This is a genomic window from Rhodococcus sp. BH4, from assembly GCF_002079265.1.
Classification (GTDB): domain Bacteria; phylum Actinomycetota; class Actinomycetes; order Mycobacteriales; family Mycobacteriaceae; genus Rhodococcus_F; species Rhodococcus_F qingshengii.
Window position 1 is genome coordinate 1,850,249 of record NZ_CP014941.1, and the last position, 18,235, is coordinate 1,868,483.

At 62.7% G+C, this 18,235-nt stretch carries 19 protein-coding genes; 10 read left to right on the forward strand and 9 right to left on the reverse strand.

The window, feature by feature from the left end:
- Nucleotides 1–152 precede the first annotated feature (152 nt).
- Both fusA and tuf read left to right on the forward strand, forming a co-directional pair.
- The gene (gene fusA, locus A0W34_RS08765) at nt 153–2,255 is read left to right on the forward strand and encodes an elongation factor G (RefSeq protein ID WP_007728394.1); all 2,103 of its coding nucleotides are present in this window, start codon (nt 153–155) and stop codon (nt 2,253–2,255) included.
- A 125-nt stretch (nt 2,256–2,380) separates the two neighbouring features.
- The gene (gene tuf / locus A0W34_RS08770) at nt 2,381–3,571 is read left to right on the forward strand and encodes an elongation factor Tu (protein ID WP_003941926.1); all 1,191 of its coding nucleotides are present in this window, start codon (nt 2,381–2,383) and stop codon (nt 3,569–3,571) included.
- Nucleotides 3,572–3,707: 136 nt separating this feature from the next.
- Here the strand turns inward: tuf and A0W34_RS08775 are convergent, their stop codons facing one another.
- The 5 genes from A0W34_RS08775 to A0W34_RS08795 are packed head-to-tail and all read right to left on the reverse strand — an operon-like array spanning nt 3,708 to nt 6,251.
- Entirely contained in the window at nt 3,708–4,271 is a 564-nt protein-coding gene (locus tag A0W34_RS08775) for a hypothetical protein (protein WP_042921019.1), read from the reverse strand.
- Nucleotides 4,268–5,242, reverse strand: a complete 975-nt coding sequence (locus tag A0W34_RS08780; RefSeq protein ID WP_081557570.1) for a DUF6286 domain-containing protein — start codon at nt 5,240–5,242, stop codon at nt 4,268–4,270. The genes A0W34_RS08775 and A0W34_RS08780 overlap by 4 nt, the downstream gene beginning before the upstream one ends.
- Complete coding sequence (locus tag A0W34_RS08785; RefSeq protein WP_003942043.1) at nt 5,229–5,408, reverse strand: hypothetical protein; 180 nt, start codon at nt 5,406–5,408, stop codon at nt 5,229–5,231. Before A0W34_RS08785 ends, A0W34_RS08780 begins: the two co-directional genes overlap by 14 nt.
- Before the next feature lies 1 nt (nt 5,409).
- Complete coding sequence (locus tag A0W34_RS08790; protein ID WP_042453130.1) at nt 5,410–5,787, reverse strand: hypothetical protein; 378 nt, start codon at nt 5,785–5,787, stop codon at nt 5,410–5,412.
- Entirely contained in the window at nt 5,784–6,251 is a 468-nt protein-coding gene (locus A0W34_RS08795) for an Asp23/Gls24 family envelope stress response protein (protein ID WP_003941912.1), read from the reverse strand. The genes A0W34_RS08790 and A0W34_RS08795 overlap by 4 nt, the downstream gene beginning before the upstream one ends.
- 127 nt (nt 6,252–6,378) lie before the next feature.
- On the opposite strand from A0W34_RS08795, the gene A0W34_RS08800 reads away from it, so the two are divergent.
- Together A0W34_RS08800 and A0W34_RS08805 are read left to right on the forward strand one after the other, a co-directional pair.
- Nucleotides 6,379–7,614, forward strand: a complete 1,236-nt coding sequence (locus A0W34_RS08800) for an NAD(P)/FAD-dependent oxidoreductase (RefSeq protein WP_230691564.1) — start codon at nt 6,379–6,381, stop codon at nt 7,612–7,614.
- Nucleotides 7,615–7,656: 42 nt separating this feature from the next.
- The gene (locus A0W34_RS08805; protein ID WP_042453135.1) at nt 7,657–8,421 is read left to right on the forward strand and encodes a glutamate racemase; all 765 of its coding nucleotides are present in this window, start codon (nt 7,657–7,659) and stop codon (nt 8,419–8,421) included.
- Nucleotides 8,422–8,492: 71 nt separating this feature from the next.
- On the opposite strand, the gene A0W34_RS08810 is transcribed toward A0W34_RS08805, so the two are convergent.
- Nucleotides 8,493–8,861: an SPW repeat domain-containing protein gene (locus A0W34_RS08810; RefSeq protein WP_003941901.1), complete on the reverse strand. Its 369-nt coding sequence runs from the start codon at nt 8,859–8,861 to the stop codon at nt 8,493–8,495.
- A 361-nt stretch (nt 8,862–9,222) separates the two neighbouring features.
- On the opposite strand from A0W34_RS08810, the gene A0W34_RS08815 reads away from it, so the two are divergent.
- Nucleotides 9,223–9,960 carry a DNA alkylation repair protein gene (locus A0W34_RS08815; RefSeq protein ID WP_042921012.1) on the forward strand — a complete coding sequence of 246 codons (738 nt, stop codon included), beginning with the start codon at nt 9,223–9,225 and terminating at the stop codon, nt 9,958–9,960.
- 38 nt (nt 9,961–9,998) lie between these two features.
- Entirely contained in the window at nt 9,999–11,315 is a 1,317-nt protein-coding gene (locus A0W34_RS08820; protein ID WP_065455904.1) for a glycosyltransferase 87 family protein, read from the forward strand.
- Here A0W34_RS08820 and A0W34_RS08825 read toward each other — a convergent pair.
- On the reverse strand, nt 11,287–12,342 hold the full coding sequence (locus tag A0W34_RS08825; protein ID WP_003941851.1) for a ferredoxin--NADP reductase: 1,056 nt from the start codon (nt 12,340–12,342) through the stop codon (nt 11,287–11,289). The two genes, A0W34_RS08820 and A0W34_RS08825, sit on opposite strands and share 29 nt — an antisense overlap.
- A gap of 361 nt (nt 12,343–12,703) precedes the next feature.
- Between A0W34_RS08825 and mdo the strand changes: the two genes are divergently transcribed.
- The 4 genes from mdo (at nt 12,704) to A0W34_RS08850 (ending at nt 17,071) form a co-directional block, all read left to right on the forward strand.
- The gene (mdo, locus tag A0W34_RS08835; protein WP_003942095.1) at nt 12,704–13,978 is read left to right on the forward strand and encodes an NDMA-dependent methanol dehydrogenase; all 1,275 of its coding nucleotides are present in this window, start codon (nt 12,704–12,706) and stop codon (nt 13,976–13,978) included.
- An 86-nt stretch (nt 13,979–14,064) separates the two neighbouring features.
- Nucleotides 14,065–15,147: a MadB family AAA-type ATPase gene (locus A0W34_RS08840; RefSeq protein WP_042453145.1), complete on the forward strand. Its 1,083-nt coding sequence runs from the start codon at nt 14,065–14,067 to the stop codon at nt 15,145–15,147.
- Nucleotides 15,144–16,667 carry a MadC family VWA domain-containing protein gene (gene madC / locus A0W34_RS08845; protein WP_064074178.1) on the forward strand — a complete coding sequence of 508 codons (1,524 nt, stop codon included), beginning with the start codon at nt 15,144–15,146 and terminating at the stop codon, nt 16,665–16,667. Before A0W34_RS08840 ends, madC begins: the two co-directional genes overlap by 4 nt.
- Before the next feature lie 56 nt (nt 16,668–16,723).
- Nucleotides 16,724–17,071, forward strand: a complete 348-nt coding sequence (locus tag A0W34_RS08850) for a hypothetical protein (RefSeq protein ID WP_054187805.1) — start codon at nt 16,724–16,726, stop codon at nt 17,069–17,071.
- Here A0W34_RS08850 and A0W34_RS08855 read toward each other — a convergent pair.
- Together A0W34_RS08855 and A0W34_RS08860 are read right to left on the reverse strand one after the other, a co-directional pair.
- The gene (locus tag A0W34_RS08855) at nt 17,060–17,479 is read right to left on the reverse strand and encodes an RNHCP domain-containing protein (protein ID WP_054187804.1); all 420 of its coding nucleotides are present in this window, start codon (nt 17,477–17,479) and stop codon (nt 17,060–17,062) included. The genes A0W34_RS08850 and A0W34_RS08855 overlap by 12 nt on opposite strands.
- An 11-nt stretch (nt 17,480–17,490) precedes the next feature.
- Nucleotides 17,491–17,853, reverse strand: coding sequence for an RNHCP domain-containing protein (locus A0W34_RS08860; protein WP_003941922.1), 363 nt, complete (start codon nt 17,851–17,853; stop codon nt 17,491–17,493).
- Nucleotides 17,854–18,235 lie beyond the last annotated feature (382 nt).

Sequence of the window (18,235 nt, forward strand, 5' to 3'; positions counted from 1 at the left end):
GCCGTTGGCGGCCTGATCATCGCGACGGATTCCGGACGCAGGTGGCCAGGTTCGCCTCGGCAGAGACATAATTGAAAGACCATGGCCCTGACGGTGGAACACACCGATAAGGCCGACACCCGAAAACCAAGCAACGAGCGGGGAAGAAACCTGTGGCACAGGAAGTGCTGACTGACCTGAACAAGGTCCGCAACATCGGCATCATGGCGCACATCGATGCCGGCAAGACCACCACCACCGAGCGCATCCTGTTCTACACCGGTGTCAATTACAAGATCGGTGAGACGCACGACGGTGCGTCGACGACGGACTGGATGGAGCAGGAGAAGGAACGCGGCATCACGATCACGTCTGCCGCCGTGACTTGCTTCTGGAACAACAACCAGATCAACATCATCGACACCCCCGGCCACGTCGACTTCACGGTCGAGGTGGAGCGGTCGCTGCGCGTGCTCGACGGCGCAGTTGCTGTCTTCGACGGTAAAGAGGGTGTCGAGCCGCAGTCCGAGCAGGTTTGGCGTCAGGCTGCCAAGTACGACGTTCCGCGCATCTGCTTCGTCAACAAGATGGACAAGATGGGCGCGGACTTCTACTTCACAGTCCAGACCATCATCGACCGCTTGGGCGCGAAGCCGCTCGTTCTCCAGCTGCCCATCGGCGCTGAGGACGACTTCGACGGCGTCGTCGACCTGGTCGAGATGAAGGCCATCACCTGGCGCGGCGTGGTCCCGACGGGAACCGCTCCGACCATCGAGGAGATCCCCGCGGATCTCGTCGAGAAGGCTGCCGAGTACCGCGAGAAGCTGCTCGAGACGGTTGCAGAGTCCGACGAAGCTCTCATGGAGAAGTACTTCGGCGGCGAAGAGCTCACCATCGAGGAGATCAAGGGCGCCATCCGCAAGATGACGGTCGCCTCCGAGCTGTACCCGGTTCTCTGTGGCTCCGCGTTCAAGAACAAGGGCGTTCAGCCCATGCTCGACGCTGTCATCGACTACCTTCCGAACCCGCTGGACATCGGCGAGGTCATCGGCCACAAGCTCGGTGACGAAGAAGTAGAGATCACTCGCAAGCCGAGCAAGGACGAGCCGTTCTCGGCTCTCGCCTTCAAGATCGCTGCTCACCCGTTCTTCGGCAAGCTGACCTTCGTCCGCGTGTACTCGGGTCGTATCGATCCGGGTGCTCAGGTGCTCAACGCAACCAAGGGCAAGAAGGAGCGCATCGGAAAGCTCTTCCAGATGCACGCCAACAAGGAGAACCCGGTAGACGAGGCCGTAGCTGGCCACATCTACGCAATGATCGGCCTCAAGGACACCACCACCGGTGACACCTTGTGCGATCAGGCGAGCCCCATCGTCCTCGAGTCGATGTCGTTCCCCGCGCCGGTCATCCAGGTCTCCATCGAGCCCAAGACCAAGTCCGACCAGGAAAAGCTGGGCGTCGCGATCCAGAAGCTCGCCGAAGAGGACCCGACCTTCTCGGTCGAGCTCGACGAAGAGACCGGTCAGACCGTCATCGGCGGTATGGGCGAGCTCCACCTCGACATCCTCGTCGACCGCATGCGTCGCGAGTTCAAGGTCGAGGCGAACGTCGGTAAGCCGCAGGTTGCGTACCGCGAGACCATCACCAAGAAGGTCGAGAAGCACGACTACACCCACAAGAAGCAGACGGGTGGCTCGGGCCAGTTCGCAAAGGTCATCATCGCTCTGGAGCCTTTCGTGGGCGAAGACGGTGCTACCTACGAGTTCGAGAACAAGGTCTCCGGCGGACGTATCCCGCGCGAGTACATCCCCTCCGTGGATGCCGGTGCGCAGGACGCGATGCAGTACGGTGTTCTCGCCGGCTACCCGCTCGTGAACCTGAAGCTGTCGCTGCTCGATGGTGCTTACCACGACGTCGACTCCTCGGAAATGGCGTTCAAGGTTGCCGGTTCGCAGGCACTGAAGGAAGCCGCCCGCAAGGCCGGCCCCGTCATTCTCGAGCCGCTCATGGCTGTCGAGGTCACAACGCCCGAGGAGTACATGGGCGACGTGATCGGCGACCTCAACTCCCGCCGTGGCCAGATCCAGGCCATGGAGGAACGCAGTGGTGCCCGTGTCGTGAAGGCGCTGGTTCCGCTCTCGGAGATGTTCGGTTACATCGGTGACCTGCGGTCGAAGACCCAGGGCCGAGCGAACTTCTCCATGGTGTTCGATTCCTACGCAGAGGTTCCCGCGAACGTCTCGAAGGAAATCATCGCCAAGGCGACGGGCGAGTAAGCACAGCGAGCTCCCCAGCCCGCGCCGGCAAGTAACCTCGGTTTCTTCCGGCACGAAGCACGACCTAGTAACAACCAACCGCACTGCTGCATACGGCAAGCAACAACAGTCCAGGAGGACACAAAGTGGCGAAGGCGAAGTTCGAGCGGACGAAGCCGCACGTGAACATCGGCACCATTGGTCACGTCGACCACGGCAAGACCACGACGACGGCGGCCATCACCAAGGTTCTCGCGGATGCATTCCCCGACCTGAACGAGGCTTCGGCCTTCGATCAGATCGACAAGGCTCCCGAGGAAAAGGCTCGTGGCATCACGATCAACATCTCGCATGTTGAGTACCAGACGGAAAAGCGCCACTACGCGCACGTCGATGCACCGGGTCACGCCGACTACATCAAGAACATGATCACCGGCGCAGCTCAGATGGACGGCGCTATTCTCGTCGTCGCAGCTACCGACGGCCCGATGCCCCAGACGCGCGAGCATGTCCTGCTCGCTCGCCAGGTTGGCGTTCCTTACATCCTCGTCGCCCTGAACAAGGCCGACATGGTTGACGACGACGAGATCCTCGAGCTCGTCGAGATGGAGGTCCGCGAACTGCTGGCCGCTCAGGAATTCGACGAGGAAGCCCCCGTCATTCCGATCTCGGCACTCAAGGCACTCGAGGGTGACCCGAAGTGGACGCAGTCCATTCTCGACCTGATGGCTGCTGTCGACGAGTCCATCCCGGACCCGATTCGTGAGACCGAGAAGCCCTTCCTCATGCCCGTCGAGGACGTCTTCACGATCACCGGCCGTGGCACCGTTGTCACCGGTCGTATCGAGCGTGGCGTTGTCAACGTCAACGAAGAGGTCGAGATCGTCGGCATCAAGGAAACCTCGACCAAGACCACGGTCACGGGTATCGAGATGTTCCGCAAGCTGCTCGACTCGGGCCAGGCCGGCGACAACGTCGGACTGCTCGTTCGTGGCATCAAGCGCGAAGATGTCGAGCGTGGACAGGTTGTCGTCAAGCCGGGCACCACGACTCCCCACACGGAGTTCGAGGGCCAGGCATACATCCTGTCGAAGGACGAGGGCGGCCGCCACACCCCGTTCTTCAACAACTACCGCCCGCAGTTCTACTTCCGTACCACGGACGTTACGGGCGTCGTGACGCTGCCTGAGGGCACCGAGATGGTCATGCCCGGTGACAACACCGAGATGTCCGTCAAGCTGATCCAGCCTGTCGCCATGGACGAGGGCCTGCGCTTCGCAATTCGCGAAGGCGGCCGTACGGTCGGCGCCGGCAAGGTTGCCAAGATCATCAAGTGAGACTCTTGTCTCGCTAGCTGATTCACAGCACTGAAAAGGCGCTCATTCCCTTCGGGGAGTGAGCGCCTTTTCTGTGTCTGTGATCGAGTGGCCTGTGATCGAGTGTTCGGTGATCGGGTGCCTTCGTGCTTCTTACTTACTTGTTGGCTTCCACCCTGTCGAGGTGCAGCAGAACCTGTACTGCGACGGTTGAGCCGTCGAGGCTGCGCCTGGTTGCGCCGGCGATGCGTTCGGCCGAAGCGGTGAATCCGGCGACGTCGATCGACGGATCTGCAGTGACGACAATCGACAGCGTCGGCAGTCCGCGATCGACCGTCGCTTTGCTCTTGGTGCTCCGCACGCCGGTCAGCTGAGCGAGTTCGGCCGCTACGCCGTCTGCGACGGGTCCGAGATCCACGCTGACGTCGGTACCGGATTCGTTGTGCCGCAATGTGACTGCGCTTGTGCGGCGCCGGCGAAGGTTCAGGTACAACAGCCCGAAACCGGCGAAGACACAGAGGACGAAGGTGCCCGACAGTACCCAGTGCCACCACGGCTCCTCCGGAAGGCCGAAGAGGACCTCCCGATCGAGGCGTGACACCCAGGTTCGAATCAGCGACGCGCCCGCGTCCCACGCGATGGCGTATGCGCCCGCTGCAAGCAACGCGATTCCGACGATGAGGACGATGATCCGATCGACCACGGAGATCCAACGGTTCACGAGGCGTCCTTTCGTCGTACTACAGTTTCTCGCACGACAACCGAAAGTTGCAGTGGCCGCTGCAGTATCGCGAGATGAGGCCGAACCGCCGCGTCGACGGCTGCGGCAAGTTCAGCTCGATCGCCACCGGTCGATTCGATGTGGACCTTGACGTGTTTACGGTCGACGCTGGTGTGAGCCGAGCCGACGCCGGGAACGACCGCTGCGTGGCTACTGCACAGACGTGCAATGTCAGTCGGCCGCATCCACACCGTCGATGCGCTCGGGTTCCCGAGTGGGACATGGGTTTTCGCACGGCGTTTGATCGCCGACATTATCAGGACAACACCCGCGACAACGGCAGCGATCGCCACCGGAAGTAGCCACGGTTGCCAGTGCAGACGAGACGTCCACTCCACGGAGTTTCGGATCCAGGGTGCCGATTCGAAAGTTCCACGGTTGATGAACCATTCGCGCGAGACGACGAAGGCGAGTGCGAGTAGACCACACGCGATGATGACGGCCGAAACTGCGGCCGCCGGGTTCGCAGAGGGGACCCGCGGCGGAATCGGATCCGAGAGTGCCTGCTGTGCCGGGCCCTCCGCGATCTCGACGCCGGAAACACAGGAGTCGTCAGAACCCTCGGTTGCCGCGATCATCACGTTCATGTCGTGGAGTGGAAGCCCGGTCAGCGATTCGACGCTGCGTCCGACTTCCGTTCGCACCCGGCCGGTCAACTCGGTGACCGAACACGGCCAGGACACGGCGAGGAAGAGATTGATGGCGACGGCGTCGCTACCCATCGAGATGTCGGCTCGCGGAAGGTCGCGTCCTGTCAGGCGAGTCAAGCCACCGGACTGGCGGACCACCCCCGGGACGTTCACCGCTGCGGCCGTGGCGATCTTGGCCATCGCACGGTCCTTGATGACCAAGGAGCCGCGTAGACCAGGATCGTCCGCTGCGCTGGGATCGGACGGCTCAGCCACGGCCACGGCTTCGGAGGATCGCGCCGAGGTCGAGATGTCCGTCGCGGTGTGCTCCGATCGCCATACCGGCGGCGCCGAGCAGGACTGCGAAGACGAAACCGCTGAACCCACCCATGATTCCGGCGAGTGCGAGGAGCAGACCGACCAGCAGTCCGACGGTGGTGCTGTTCATGTCAGTTCCCTTCTCGAATGTTCGGTGCAATGTCTGTGACGGTGGCAGGCTCGGTGACTGCATTTTCGGCATCAACGGGTAGATATCCCGCTGTCGACAGGTCGCCGACGGTCACGTTCACCGGTACGTCGACCAATCTCGCCACCACCGCTCGTACGCGTTCGGCGACGCTGCGAACGTCTGCCGGATAGTGAACGGAAATGTGTACAGCACAGGAGTTTTCGTCGACGACGACGCCGGTGATGCGGCGTCCGGGGAGGTAGGTTCCCACTTCGCCGAACTGTCCTCCGTGCAGATCTGCCACTTCCGGGATGGCAAGAACCGCGTCGGCGACTACCTCGGCCGCGTCGATCTCGCGGCCGGCGTCGGCGGTACTCACTGAACCCTCGGCTTGGCTTCCGGATCGGTACTGCCGCCGCTCTCTGCATCCTCGAAGAGCATGACGTCGAAGACGGTGATGTTGACCTCGGTGACCTCGAGACCCGTCATGCTTTCCACTGCGGCAATGACGTTGCGGCGGATACCTACCGCCAGTTCGTGGAGTGCGACGCCGTACTCGGCGACAATGCCGATGTCGATGGCGGCTTGTTTCTCGCCTACCTCCACCGCCACGCCCTGGGCATGGTTGACGCGGGCGCCCGGTATGCGGTCGCGAAGTGCCCCCACCGCACGCGCTGTGCCCCCGCCGACGTCGTACACGCCGTTGATCTCGCGGGTCGCGATACCGGCGATCTTGGCGACCACGGCGTCGGCGATGATCGTCTTACCCTGGGTGCTGACTAGTTCCGCGCCACCGTCGGCGCCGAATCGGACGCTGTTCTTTTCACTGGAATCGCTGGTCATGGGGGCTCCCTGCTCATGTGTCAGTGCGTGCGTCTGAAGTACCTCCAACTGTAGTGACTGGTAGGTGACCATGCGGGATGCACCACACCTACTCCGGCATTTGGTATGGCAGAGTCGGAGGCAAATAGTGACGGCGTTCATAGTGAGCGCTGCAAGTGACGTGGGTCGGACAGGGTGGTACGTGGTGGCACGGATAGTGATCGTGGGTGCGGGTTTGTCGGGACTGCGGACCGTCGAGGAACTGCGACGAGCTGGTTTCGAAGGTGAATTGACGCTCGCGGGTGGGGAAACGCATCTGCCCTACGACAGGCCTCCGTTGTCGAAGGAAGTGATCCGCGGCGACAAGGACGAGACGACCTTGCGTCCGGCCGAGTTCTACGTCGAGAACAAGGTCGATCTCAAGCTCGGTTCGCCGGCAACCTCGGTGGACACGGTCGCCAAGTCGGTGGCGTTCGCGGACGGATCCACTCTGGACTACGACGAGTTGGTCATCGCGACCGGACTGACTCCGCGTCGCATCGCCGGCCTTCCGGAGTTGTCCGGAGTGCACGTTCTGCGCTCCATCGAGGAAGCGTTGGCCCTCCGCGCCGACCTTGCTCCCGGTAAGCGTGCGCTGATCGTCGGGGCCGGCTTCATCGGCTGCGAACTGGCCGCGAGCATGAAGTCTCACGGCGTCGACGTCGTGTTGCTCGAACCCCAGCCGACGCCGCTGGCGTCGGTGCTCGGCCCCACCGTCGGCGCCCTCGTCGAACGTCTGCATCGGAACGAGGGCATCGACGTCCGAGTCGGCACCGGCTTGACCTCGTTGTCCGGCGACGGAGCGGTTGCCGCTGCGACCTTGAGCGACGGTTCGGAAATCCCGGTCGACGTGGTCGCGATCGGAGTCGGTTCGGTGCCGGTCACGGGATGGCTCGACGGTTCGGGGATCGAACTCGACAACGGAGTGCTCTGCGACGGCGTCGGCCGCACCAGCACCGAACACGTCTGGGCGGTCGGCGACGTCGCGTCCTGGCAGATCGGAGATCGACGCAAGCGTGTCGAACACTGGACCAATGCTGGGGACCAGGCCAAGATCCTGGCGGGAGCGATCACCGGAACGGGTGATCCGGACGCGCCGGCGCAGGTTCCGTACTTCTGGAGCGATCAGTACGACGTCAAGATCCAGGCATTGGGGACCGTCGCACCCACGGACACCGTTCACATCGTGAAGGACGACGGCCGAAAGTTCGTCGCCTACTACGAGCGCGACGGTGTGCTGGCAGCTGTCGTCGGCGGCGGTAGCGCGGGAGCTGTGATGAAGATGCGCGCGAAGATCGCAGCCGGCACGCCCATCTCGGACGTGTTGGAGTCCACACCGGCCTGAACGGATGAGGCAGGACCGGTTCCGAGGCGATAGATTTGTGCGGTGATCGTCGCACTCATCGACTCGGGACTGGGCCTGCTCCCTACCTCTGCGTGGCTCAGACGCCTGCGCCCGGATCTCGATCTTGTGCTGTCCCTCGATCCGGACGGCGCCCCCTGGGGACCCAAGCCCGAGCAGTGGGTCGTCGACCGGGTACTCGGTGCGGTGCGGCGGAGCCTCGATCGTGGGGCTCAGGTCATCGTTCTTCCATGCAATACCGCGAGCGTCACCGCTCTCCCACACGTCCGCGAACTGGTCGGACCGGGTGTGCCGGTCATCGGAACGGTGCCCGCGATCAAGCCCGCGGCCGCCGCGTGCGATTCAGTGGCGATCTGGGCTACCGCCGCGACGACTGCCAGCCGGTACCAAGCCGATCTGATCGAACAGTTCGGCAACGGCGCCAAAGTCGTCGGGGTGCCGTGCCACGGCTTGGCCGATTCGATAGACCTCGGTGATCGTGCAGCCGCACTTGCAGCCATCGAATCCGCAGTGGCCCGGACGCCGGACGACGTCAACGGCGTTGTCCTCGGCTGCACGCACTACCCACTGCTCGCGGACGAAATCGCAGCGCGGCTACCCGCCGGTGTCACACTCTTCGACAGTGCCGAAGCCGTTGCACGACAGACCCTGCGGCGGATCGACGGGCTCGGTGACGCGGGTGAAGGATCGGGAACCGTCGAGGTTTTCGTGAGCGGACGTCCGGGCGCGCTACCGCCCAGCGCCGAAGCCTTCGACGCCGGGCGGTTGTTGGGCGCGATCAAAGCCTGATCCAGCCTGCAGCCAGCCATTCATCAATGGGCAGCTACTCCGCTCCGTCAATGGGCGGCTACTCCGCTCTGTCAATGGGCGGCTACTCCGCCGTGACCCCCGTGATGCATCCGCGCACTCATCACCGGCATCGCACTCACCGCGACCACAACGGTCAGGACCCCGACCACCCAGGCCGTCCACGACGCACCGCGTAGAGCGTCGAAGCTCATGACCCAGGGTGAAATGAACATCAAGACGCCGAAAACGCCCATCGCGTAATCCGCCATGGCCATGTCCGGACGTGCCATGTGCGCCAGACCCGACAGTGCAACCAGGACACCCAGGACGACGAGTGACCACATTGCCCGATCGGTGGTGTCGAGCCACATCGGCGAGAGAGCCGCAAAGACGCCGAGAACCACCGCGACGGCATCTTGCATTCGATTCCACGACTTCATGACGAGACCTCCAAAGACGAGAGTGTGTCCACCTGTAGTACACGCCCGCGGCAGATCGAGATCAACTCTCCGCCAATTGCATTCGCGTTGCAGTTAGCGGCGATGTGGAGGCTCGAATATCAAGATTTGTGACTATTCGTCCGGATTGCCACGAGCCCGCGCGGAGCGCTGGCCGCGATATGTCCCGAGAGTGCCATGAGGGTGAGAGTGGTGAATGCGATAGCGGCGGTGATCATGGGTGGTCCTTTCACTGACTGTCCTCGAGTGTCGTCTGCCGACCTGTGGCCGAGCAGGGCAAACGGTGTGAGGACGCTGAGAGAATCGAAGAGTCCGCACAGACGACCCGTGAGAAGGTTCTGGGGTGACGCAATCGAGTGCCCAGGACGTGATCGAACAGTTGGCCGACCTCGCGGATCCCGCGGATGCCGTCCAGCTACAGAAGTTCTTCAAGACAGCGCCGGGGGAGTACGGCGAGGGTGACGTCTTCATCGGCGTGCGAGTACCGAAGACGCGTTCGGTGGTGAAGAAGCATGTCGGTCTCGAGTTGCCTCAGGTACGCCTCCTTCTCGACAGCGACGTCCACGAGCATCGCTTGGCCGGTCTGTTGATCCTTGTTGCTCGATTCGAAAAGGTCAGTCGCCCAAAATTTTTCGACGACGAGAGTCGCTCCCGCATCGCCGACTTCTATCTCAGCGCTGTCGAGGACGGGCGGGTGAACAATTGGGATCTCGTGGATTCGTCCGCCGGACAGATCCTCGGCGGCTGGCTGTACGACCGAGATCGCCGGCTGATCTTCGAGCTTTCCGATTCGGGTGACCTGTGGCGACGACGGGTGGCGCTGCTGACGACGTACGGATTCATCACTCGCGGCGACGGGTCGACCACGCTCGAGCTTGCCGCGCGGGTGCTGGGTGATCGACGAGACCTGACCCAGAAAGCGATGGGCTGGATGCTCCGCGAGGTGGGCAAGCGGGTGGACCGGGATTTGTTGACCGGTTTCCTCGCGACGAATGCAGCAGACATGGGACGCACGGCACTGAGCTACGCGTGCGAACACCTGACCGCAGACGAGCGAGCGCACTTCCGGGCGGCCCGCTAGCGAAGTACCGCTCGGTAGGTTGTGGGACGATTCTCGGTATGCCCGCCACCCGTGTCGAGGCGTCTCGAATTGTGACGATCGGTTCACTGATCGCTGCCGGCGTCGCAGCTCTGTGTTATCTCGTGTACTCCGTTCGAGCCGTCGAACCCGTTGATTTTCTCGTCTACCGCTACGCTGCCCAGGCGTTCGCAGCGGGATCGAACATCTACGAGGGCAATCTGTCCGGCCCGTTGATCGTCGACGAGGGCATGCCGTTCACCTACACCCCGTTCGCGGTGATCTTCCTCTGGCCGACTGTCCTCTTCGACTGGTGGACTGCCTATCTGCTGTGGTCGGGATTGTGCATCGCGGCGTTGGTGTGGACGGTTGCGAGGTTCACTCCCGCTCGCGTCCCCAGGCGGCCGCTCGTCATGGCGGCATTGGTCCTGGCCGTGTCGGTGACTCCCATCGTCAGTGCGCACATCTCATTCGGCCAGGTGAACTTGGTGCTGATGGTGCTCGTACTGCTCGACGTGACTCGCCGAGAGGATTCGAGATTCGGCCGGTGGTTTCCGCGAGGACTGCTGATCGGCGTCGCGGCCGCGATCAAGCTGACTCCGGCTCTCTTCATCGTCTACTTCGTCGTCACGAAGCAGTGGCGACTCGCGATCTGGAGTTCGATCGGATTTGCCGCGGCGACCGCCGTCGCAGCAGTGGTGGACCCGGCCGTCAGCTGGACCTTCTGGTCGGACGTCGTCTGGAACCTCAGCGACCGGGTGGATTTGAGCGGGCAGGCGATCGCGAGTGCCGGCAACAGTTCGCTGCAGGGCGGACTTGCCGCGCTGGGCCCATGGACAGCGTCTCTGGCGATGCCGTCGACCGTGCTGTGCGCGGGGGTAGCGCTATGGATCGCCCGAGATGTCTATCGCGTCGGGCGAGCGGTCGATGCGGCGTTGGTGATCGGATTGAGCGCGCCGATTCTTTCGCCGATCAGCTGGATTCACCACTGGGTGTATCTCGTGCCTGCTGCCGTCACGGTTCTCTTTCGGCTTCGATCGCCGCTGCAGTTCGGTGCGGCCGCTCTGGGGTTGGCCATCGTCTACTGCGGGCCGAGTATGGGACAGCAGTTCATCGAGACGTCACCGCTCCTGCTGCCGTTCGGGTTGCTCCTTCGTGAGGGTTTCCTGATCGTGACCCTCGCACTGATTCTTGCGCTGTGGCGGTTGCCCACAACGGCGCCTGCGTGGGTTTCGCGGCGGGACTCGGAAGATGACTCGGGAGACTCCGAACATGACAAAGCCCCCGATTCCGCAGGGAATCAGGGGCCGTCATGCATCGAAGCAGGGTTCAGAACTCGATCTTCAGGTGATCGGTGATCGGCTTCGCCTGGCAACCGAGGATGTAGCCGTTCGCCACGTCCTCGGCGTCGAGGATTTCGGAGTTGTCCATCTGAACTTCGCCTTCGGTGACGGTGCAGGCACACGACCCGCACTCGCCTTCCTGGCAGGAGTACGGCACGTCGAGGCCCTTGGCGAGCATGATGTCGACGAGCGTCTGCTTGCGCGGCCAGACGAGGGTGTGGGTTTCACCGTCCAGTTCGACCTCGACGGTTGCGGCGTCGGCTGCTTCCTCGTCGGAGACCTCGGCTACCTCGACGTCACGGAACGGGTCACCCGCGAGCGAATTGAAGACCTCGGCGTGAACCTGCGTGCGGGGCATGCCGGCCTCTGCCAGTGCCTTGTGGACGGCGTCCATGAAGGGGCCCGGACCGCACATGAAGGCCTCGTACGCGACAAATGGCTTGGCCAGTGTCGCCAACTGTGAGACGGCGGGGAGTCCCTGCACGGTTTCGATCCAGTGGACAACGGTGAGGCGGCCGGGGTGTTGCGCTGCCAATTCGCGAAGTTCGGCGCCGAAGATGACGGACTTCTCGTCGCGATTCGCGTAGATCAGCACGACGTTGCCGCTGCCCTGCGTGAGGGCGGACTTGAGGATCGAGATCACCGGAGTGATACCGCTGCCTGCACCGAAGAGCAGAAAGTCGTGATCGAGCGACTTGGGCGTGAAGACACCTGACGGCGGCAGCACTTCGATGGTGTCGCCGACCTGGAGCTTGTCGCACAACCAGTTGGAACCGTAGCCGTCGACGGTTCGCTTGACGGTCACCTTGGGGGCGTCGTCGGTGAAGGGTGAACTGGCCAGCGAGTAGCAGCGTGCGACCGAGCCGGTCTGATCACTCGGGATGCGCAGGGTCAGGAATTGACCTGGCTTGTAGTCGAACTTGTCCTTCAGTTCTGCGGGAATCTCGAACACCAGCGACCGGGCGTCGGAAGTCTCTTCGATGACTCCGGACACGGTGAGTACCGCCGATCGCGAGCTGTGCGGTACCTCGACTGTCGTCATCGCGAAGCTAGTCCTCTCGTGAAGCTGGGTAAAGCGCAGGTCAGTGAAGTGCAACATCTAGAACGTGTTCTAGTTCAATGTTAGCAGTGATGAAAAGCTACTGGGGATCGTAGTCGCCGAGCAACACGTTCCCGATCAGCGGGAACCACGGCGGTCTGATCCAGCCGTCCTGGCAGTCCGGGGTGGCGTCGACCTGCCCGAACGGGCGGTTCGTGAGCGGCGTCCGGGCGGTTGAGCTGCCGAAGTCTGTGCACGGGCTGTTTGTCGGTACACAGTGGGAACCAGGTGAGACGCCGGTCACAAAGAATCGGCTCGAATCCCTCCCGCAGTCACATTCGTGCACATCCCTGAGGAGATACCGATGGCTATCGAGCTCAACCAGATCTGGGACTTTCCCATCAAGGAGTTCCACCCCTTCCCTCGCGCCCTGATGGGTGTGGGCGCTCACGACATCATCGGGGTGGAGGCCAAGAACCTCGGCTTCAAGCGCACCCTTCTGATGACGACCGGTCTGCGCGGTTCGGGCATCATCGAGGAACTCGTCGGCAAGATCGAGTACCAGGGTGTCGAGGTCGTGCTCTACGACAAGGTCGAGTCGAATCCCAAGGACTACAACGTCATGGAGGCCGCGGCTCTCTACCAGAAGGAGAAGTGCGACTCGATCATCTCGATCGGCGGTGGTTCGAGCCACGACGCCGCCAAGGGCGCTCGCGTCGTGATCGCACACGACGGTCGCAACATCAACGAGTTCGAGGGCTTCGCCAAGTCCACCAACAAGGAGAACCCGCCCCATATCGCCGTATCCACCACGGCCGGAACGGGTTCCGAGACCTCGTGGGCGTACGTCATCACCGACACGTCGGACATGAACAACCCGCACAAGTGGGTGGGCTTCGACGAGGCGACCATCGTCACCCTGGCGATCGACGATCCGCTGCTCTACTACACCTGCCCTCAGCATTTCACCGCGTACTGCGGCTTCGACGTACTCGCGCACGGCAGTGAGCCTTTCGTGTCTCGTCTCGATTTCGCGCCTTCGCTCGGTAACGCGATCTACTCGGTCGAGTTGGTCGCGAAGAACCTGCGCGAGGCTGTCTTCGAGCCGCGCAACCTCAAGGCCCGCGAGGGAATGATGAACGCGCAGTACATTGCCGGGCAGGCCTTCAACTCCGGTGGCCTCGGCATCGTTCACTCGATCTCGCACGCGGTCAGTGCCTTCTTCGACAGCCACCACGGTCTGAACAACGCCATCGCGTTGCCGCGTGTGTGGGAGTACAACCTGCCTTCGCGCTACGAGCGCTACGCCCAGTTGGCCGGCGCACTCGGTGTCGACACTCGCAACCTCACCACGGTTCAGGCCGCGGATGCTGCCGTCGAGGCTGCCATCCGTCTGGCCAAGGACGTCGGTATCCCCGACAACTTCGGTCAGGTTCGCACCGACTCGTACGCGAAGAACCAGATGAACACCAAGAAGTACGAGGGCCGTGGTGATGTCATCAAGGGTGACGAGAAGACTGTGCGCGCCATCTCCGAGCACATTCAGGACGACTGGTGCACCCCTGGCAATCCCCGTGAGGTCACCGTGGAGTCGATGATCCCGGTTGTCGATCACGCGATCAACAAGTCGTACTTCTAGCAGGGCCTTCGGCCCCGTGCGCCTTTTTGGTAGCCCGCACTACCAAAAAGGCGCACAGGGGCTTGCCCCCCCATGAAAGGTATTCCATGTCCGGTCGCAGTTTCTCCAGCGGAATCGAAGTGAAAGATGCTCTGCGAGAGCAGGACTACATTGCCGATGACGAGTTCGCGGTAGTCGTTCATCTGGCGACGGCGCTGGGGCGTCCGCTCCTGCTCGAAGGTCCGGCCGGTGTCGGCAAGACGGAACTGGCGAAGTCTCTGGCTGCGATCGGGGGCCGCAAACTGGTGCGATTGCAGTGCTACGAAGGGCTGGACGACAATCGCGCGCTGTACGAATGGGACTACGCGAAGCAACTCCTGCACGTGCAGATGCTCCGCGACCGGATCAGCGATCAGGTTTCCGAATTCGACAGCGTCGCCGAAGCGTCCAAGTTTCTGGCCGATCAGGATTTCGGTTTGTACTCCGAGAACTTCCTGTCCGTACGACCGCTGCTCGAAGCAATCCTCTCACCCGATCCGGTAGTGCTTCTGGTCGACGAGGTAGACCGCACCGAGGAGTCGATGGAAGCACTGCTCCTCGAGATTCTCGCCGAACAGCAGATCACCATTCCCGAGGTCGGTACGTTCGTTGCCCGCTCGCAGCCCTGGGTCATCCTGACGTCCAACGACACCCGCGAGCTCTCACCCGCACTCAAGCGTCGTTGTCTGCATTACCATCTCGGCTATCCGACGTCGGAGCGTGAACGCGAGATCGTCACGGCCCGAGCGCCGGAGGTGGATTCGGCTACGGCCACCGAGGTCGTCGAATTGGCTCGCATCCTGCGTGACCTCCCGCTGCGCAAGAGTCCGTCCATCTCGGAGGTCATCGACGCGGCCAGAGCGGCAACAGTGCTCGCGGCCGGCGGATTCGACACCGCTTCCGACGCCAAGGTGCGCGACATCCTGCTCACGGCGTTGCTCAAGTACTCGTCCGATGTGACGCTGGCCAAGGAACGATTCGACGGAAAGCGTTTCGAATCATCGTCGCGTGACGGTGGCGAGCCGATCGAGCGGGCCACGGTGGCAAGCAAACCCGCCAACACGACGACGGCCGTGTTCCGGGGCACGGGTGGACGTGACCCTCATCAACAGGGAATCCGCGGCGGCAGCGGAATCCGTTCGACGCGATGACGACGCTCGGTGGCCTTGCCGTGTGGCAACCGTCCTTTGTTCTCGACGTGGTGTCCGCGAGTTTCGGCCGATTGCTGAGGGCGGCCGGAGTTTCCGCGTCACCGGCCGAGGTCATCGAGGTTCGGCGTGTTCTCGCGATGGTCGGCGCTTCGGATCGTGAGACGTTGCGAGCATGTCTTCGGGCAGTGTGCGCCAAGTACTCTCACGAGCAGGCCGGTTTCGATCGGGCATTCGACGCGCTGTTCCGGCCGGCCGCAGGCAAAGCGCACGGCGAGCGGATGGGTTCGCGCGCCGAGGTGGCGGACGGTCTGCCCACCGCGCTGGGGATCGACGAGGATCAAGAAGTTGGTCGGTACGCCGAGTACAACGAGCGTGCGGCCGAGGTCGGCGACTACTTCGACACTCCGGAAGCGGAGAAGGGCTTCAACCCGCACAAGGACGACGACGATGTGTCGATGACGTCGAGCGATGCCGAACTGTCGGTCGATACCGGTTCGGAGACCGGTCGACGCGGAGTCAGTTACACGGTCGACGTGGACCGTGCAGCATCGGCGGTGGTCGGTGACCTGAGCACCAGTGTTGCTGCAGCAGTGGTCGGCTCGCTGTCCTGGGACGATCCGACGTCGATCCTCGCCTGGTTGGATGCCTACGACCCGAGCAAAGCGTATGCAGATGTCTCCGACGACGGGCCGTTGACGCAAGCACAATTGAACCGGCTCGTCGAGGCGGTCGAAGCGTTCGTGCAAGCACTCTCGGCAGCTGCACTCGCCGAAACCGCTCCCGATGCGCCCGACAGTGAATCTGCAGCGGGCGCAACGCACAACGACATCGAACTCGCGTGCCACGAAGTGCTTCGGCGGATGAGAGGACCGTCCAGACCTCGGCCCCGTGAGCGCTCTCGTGGGCATCTCGACATGCGACGCACGGTGCGTTCGAGTCTGCGCACCGACGGAATTCCCTTCCATCTGGTCGTGAAAGCTCCTCGCCCCGATCGTGTTCGACTACTTCTCATCGCCGACGTGTCGCTGTCCGTGCGCCCCATCACCGCGTTCACTCTGCGCTTGGCTCAGGCAATGCATCGCCGAGCAGATCGTTGTGAAGTCCTCGCCTTCGTCGATCGTCCGGTCGACGTGACCGACACCCTTCTCGCCAGTAGTGGTGACGGCGCACTGGCCGCGGTACTCGCGCACCCGGTTCTGGATCTGGAAGCCAGCAGCGATTACGGGCGGGTGCTCACAGAATTGTTGGACGAGCACGGAAACACCTTGAACTCACGGACGTCTGTCATCATCGTGGGCGACGGTCGGTGCAACGGGTTGCCCCCGCAGGCGGACAAGCTCGAGGAACTCCGCCGAAAGGTCCACCGTCTGGCCTGGATCACGCCTGAACCACAGCGTTACTGGAACCAGGCATCGTGCGCGATGCCGGAGTATTCGGAGATCTGCGACGAGGTTGTTGTTGCCCGAGATGCCGCGCAACTGATGGCAAAGGCCGCCGAGCTGGGGCACGCACTTCGCTGATGTCAGTGCACTTCACCGATGTCACTGCGCGATCTGTCGTGAACTAGTTTGATCTCATGTCCGAAATCAGGGGATCGATCTGGCGACCGATCGCGGCGCTGACAGTGCTCGGCGCCGTGTGTGGGGTTGTGGCGCTCGGCGTGTTTCAGTGGTGGTGGAAGTCGTTGGCGTCACCGCACATTCTCACCGGAGGATCCTATCGGGAGCCGTTTTCCGAACCGACATACACCGGACCCATATTCATGGACCTCTTTCCGGCAGAACCTGCCCCGTGGTTGTACTCGGGACTGGTCCTCGGACCGACTGTGGTCGGCTTGCTCGCCGGGATCGTGTTCGTGGTCTTCGTCCGGTGTAATCGTGCGCAGAACCGCGCGAGTACACCGGACGAATCATCAGAGCGCTAGCAACGCGCGCGAGCGCAGGCGGGGGTCTGCCAACGGACGTAGCGCCAAGCGCAGCAGGACCAAGACGTTGTCGTCGCCGGCAATCCTGTTGACTTTCAACGTATTGCACTCGACACACTGGTGAACGAGCATCCATTCACCGTCTTGACGGACCGACAGGCACAGCGCCGCCATGGCACCTCGGCACTGTTGTGCTCGGTCGCCCGGAACGCGACCGTCCACGTGGCGGCTGGCCAGACAGTTCGGGCAGTGGTTCCGATGAGCGGTACCCGGCGCCGCAGTGGAGATGTCCAAACGGCATGTGAGACAACGGAAGCTCGATCCTTGTTCTCCGCCGATTCCGTGCAGTACGTGCTTGGCCCGTTGCGGTGCCCGCCGCGCGCGGGTGCTGGGATTCCTACGTGGCATCTGATTCCCCCTCACAAGTCGCCGAAGGCTTCGAGCGGGAAGGGCGGTTGCGCGAGCGGTCGCACTGCCATTCTCATCAACAACAACTGGTTGTCGTCTCGGCTGACGGGGTTGGAGGTGAGCTCGAGGCACTGTGCGCAGCGGTGGATGATCATCCAATCGCCACTGCGCAGTACTGCGATCGAAATGGGAGCCATCCGCATTCCGCAGTCCGACGGTCCACCTTCCACCTGGTCGAACAGGTGTCGGGAATGCAGGCAACTGGGGCAGTGGTTTCGGCGATCACCATCGGGGCCGTACGTCATGACTGTGAGTCCGCACTGAATGCACGAGAAGGTGTCGGTTTTCGAGATGGAATTGTGTGATTGAGGCACTGGAGAACTCCTAGCTGAGTGAACAAAGCAGTAGGAGCAGGCCGAGGGGGCCTCGCGGCTGTCAGTCCGACGTTTCGAGGATCAGCATGTGACCCTCGAGGTTGCCGGCAGTGCAGGGGCGGGAGGCGCGCTCGGCGCGGGCTGGGTCATAAACACCTTCTGAATCGGTTCTACGGGCCACTCTGGCCGCAACCGAAAGTACAGCGGGACCTTCTCGCCGCGCCATTCATTTTCCCGAGACGCCTTACCTGCCCGAACGGGTAGGTAAGCGCCTCTCCTTCGGTGGGTGTGCCCCGACTGCTGTCCGCGTAGGCTCGGGGCCAGCGATTGTAAGGTGGATCACACCAGTTTGTGCACGTGGGAGTTGATGCGCTGAGAGCGA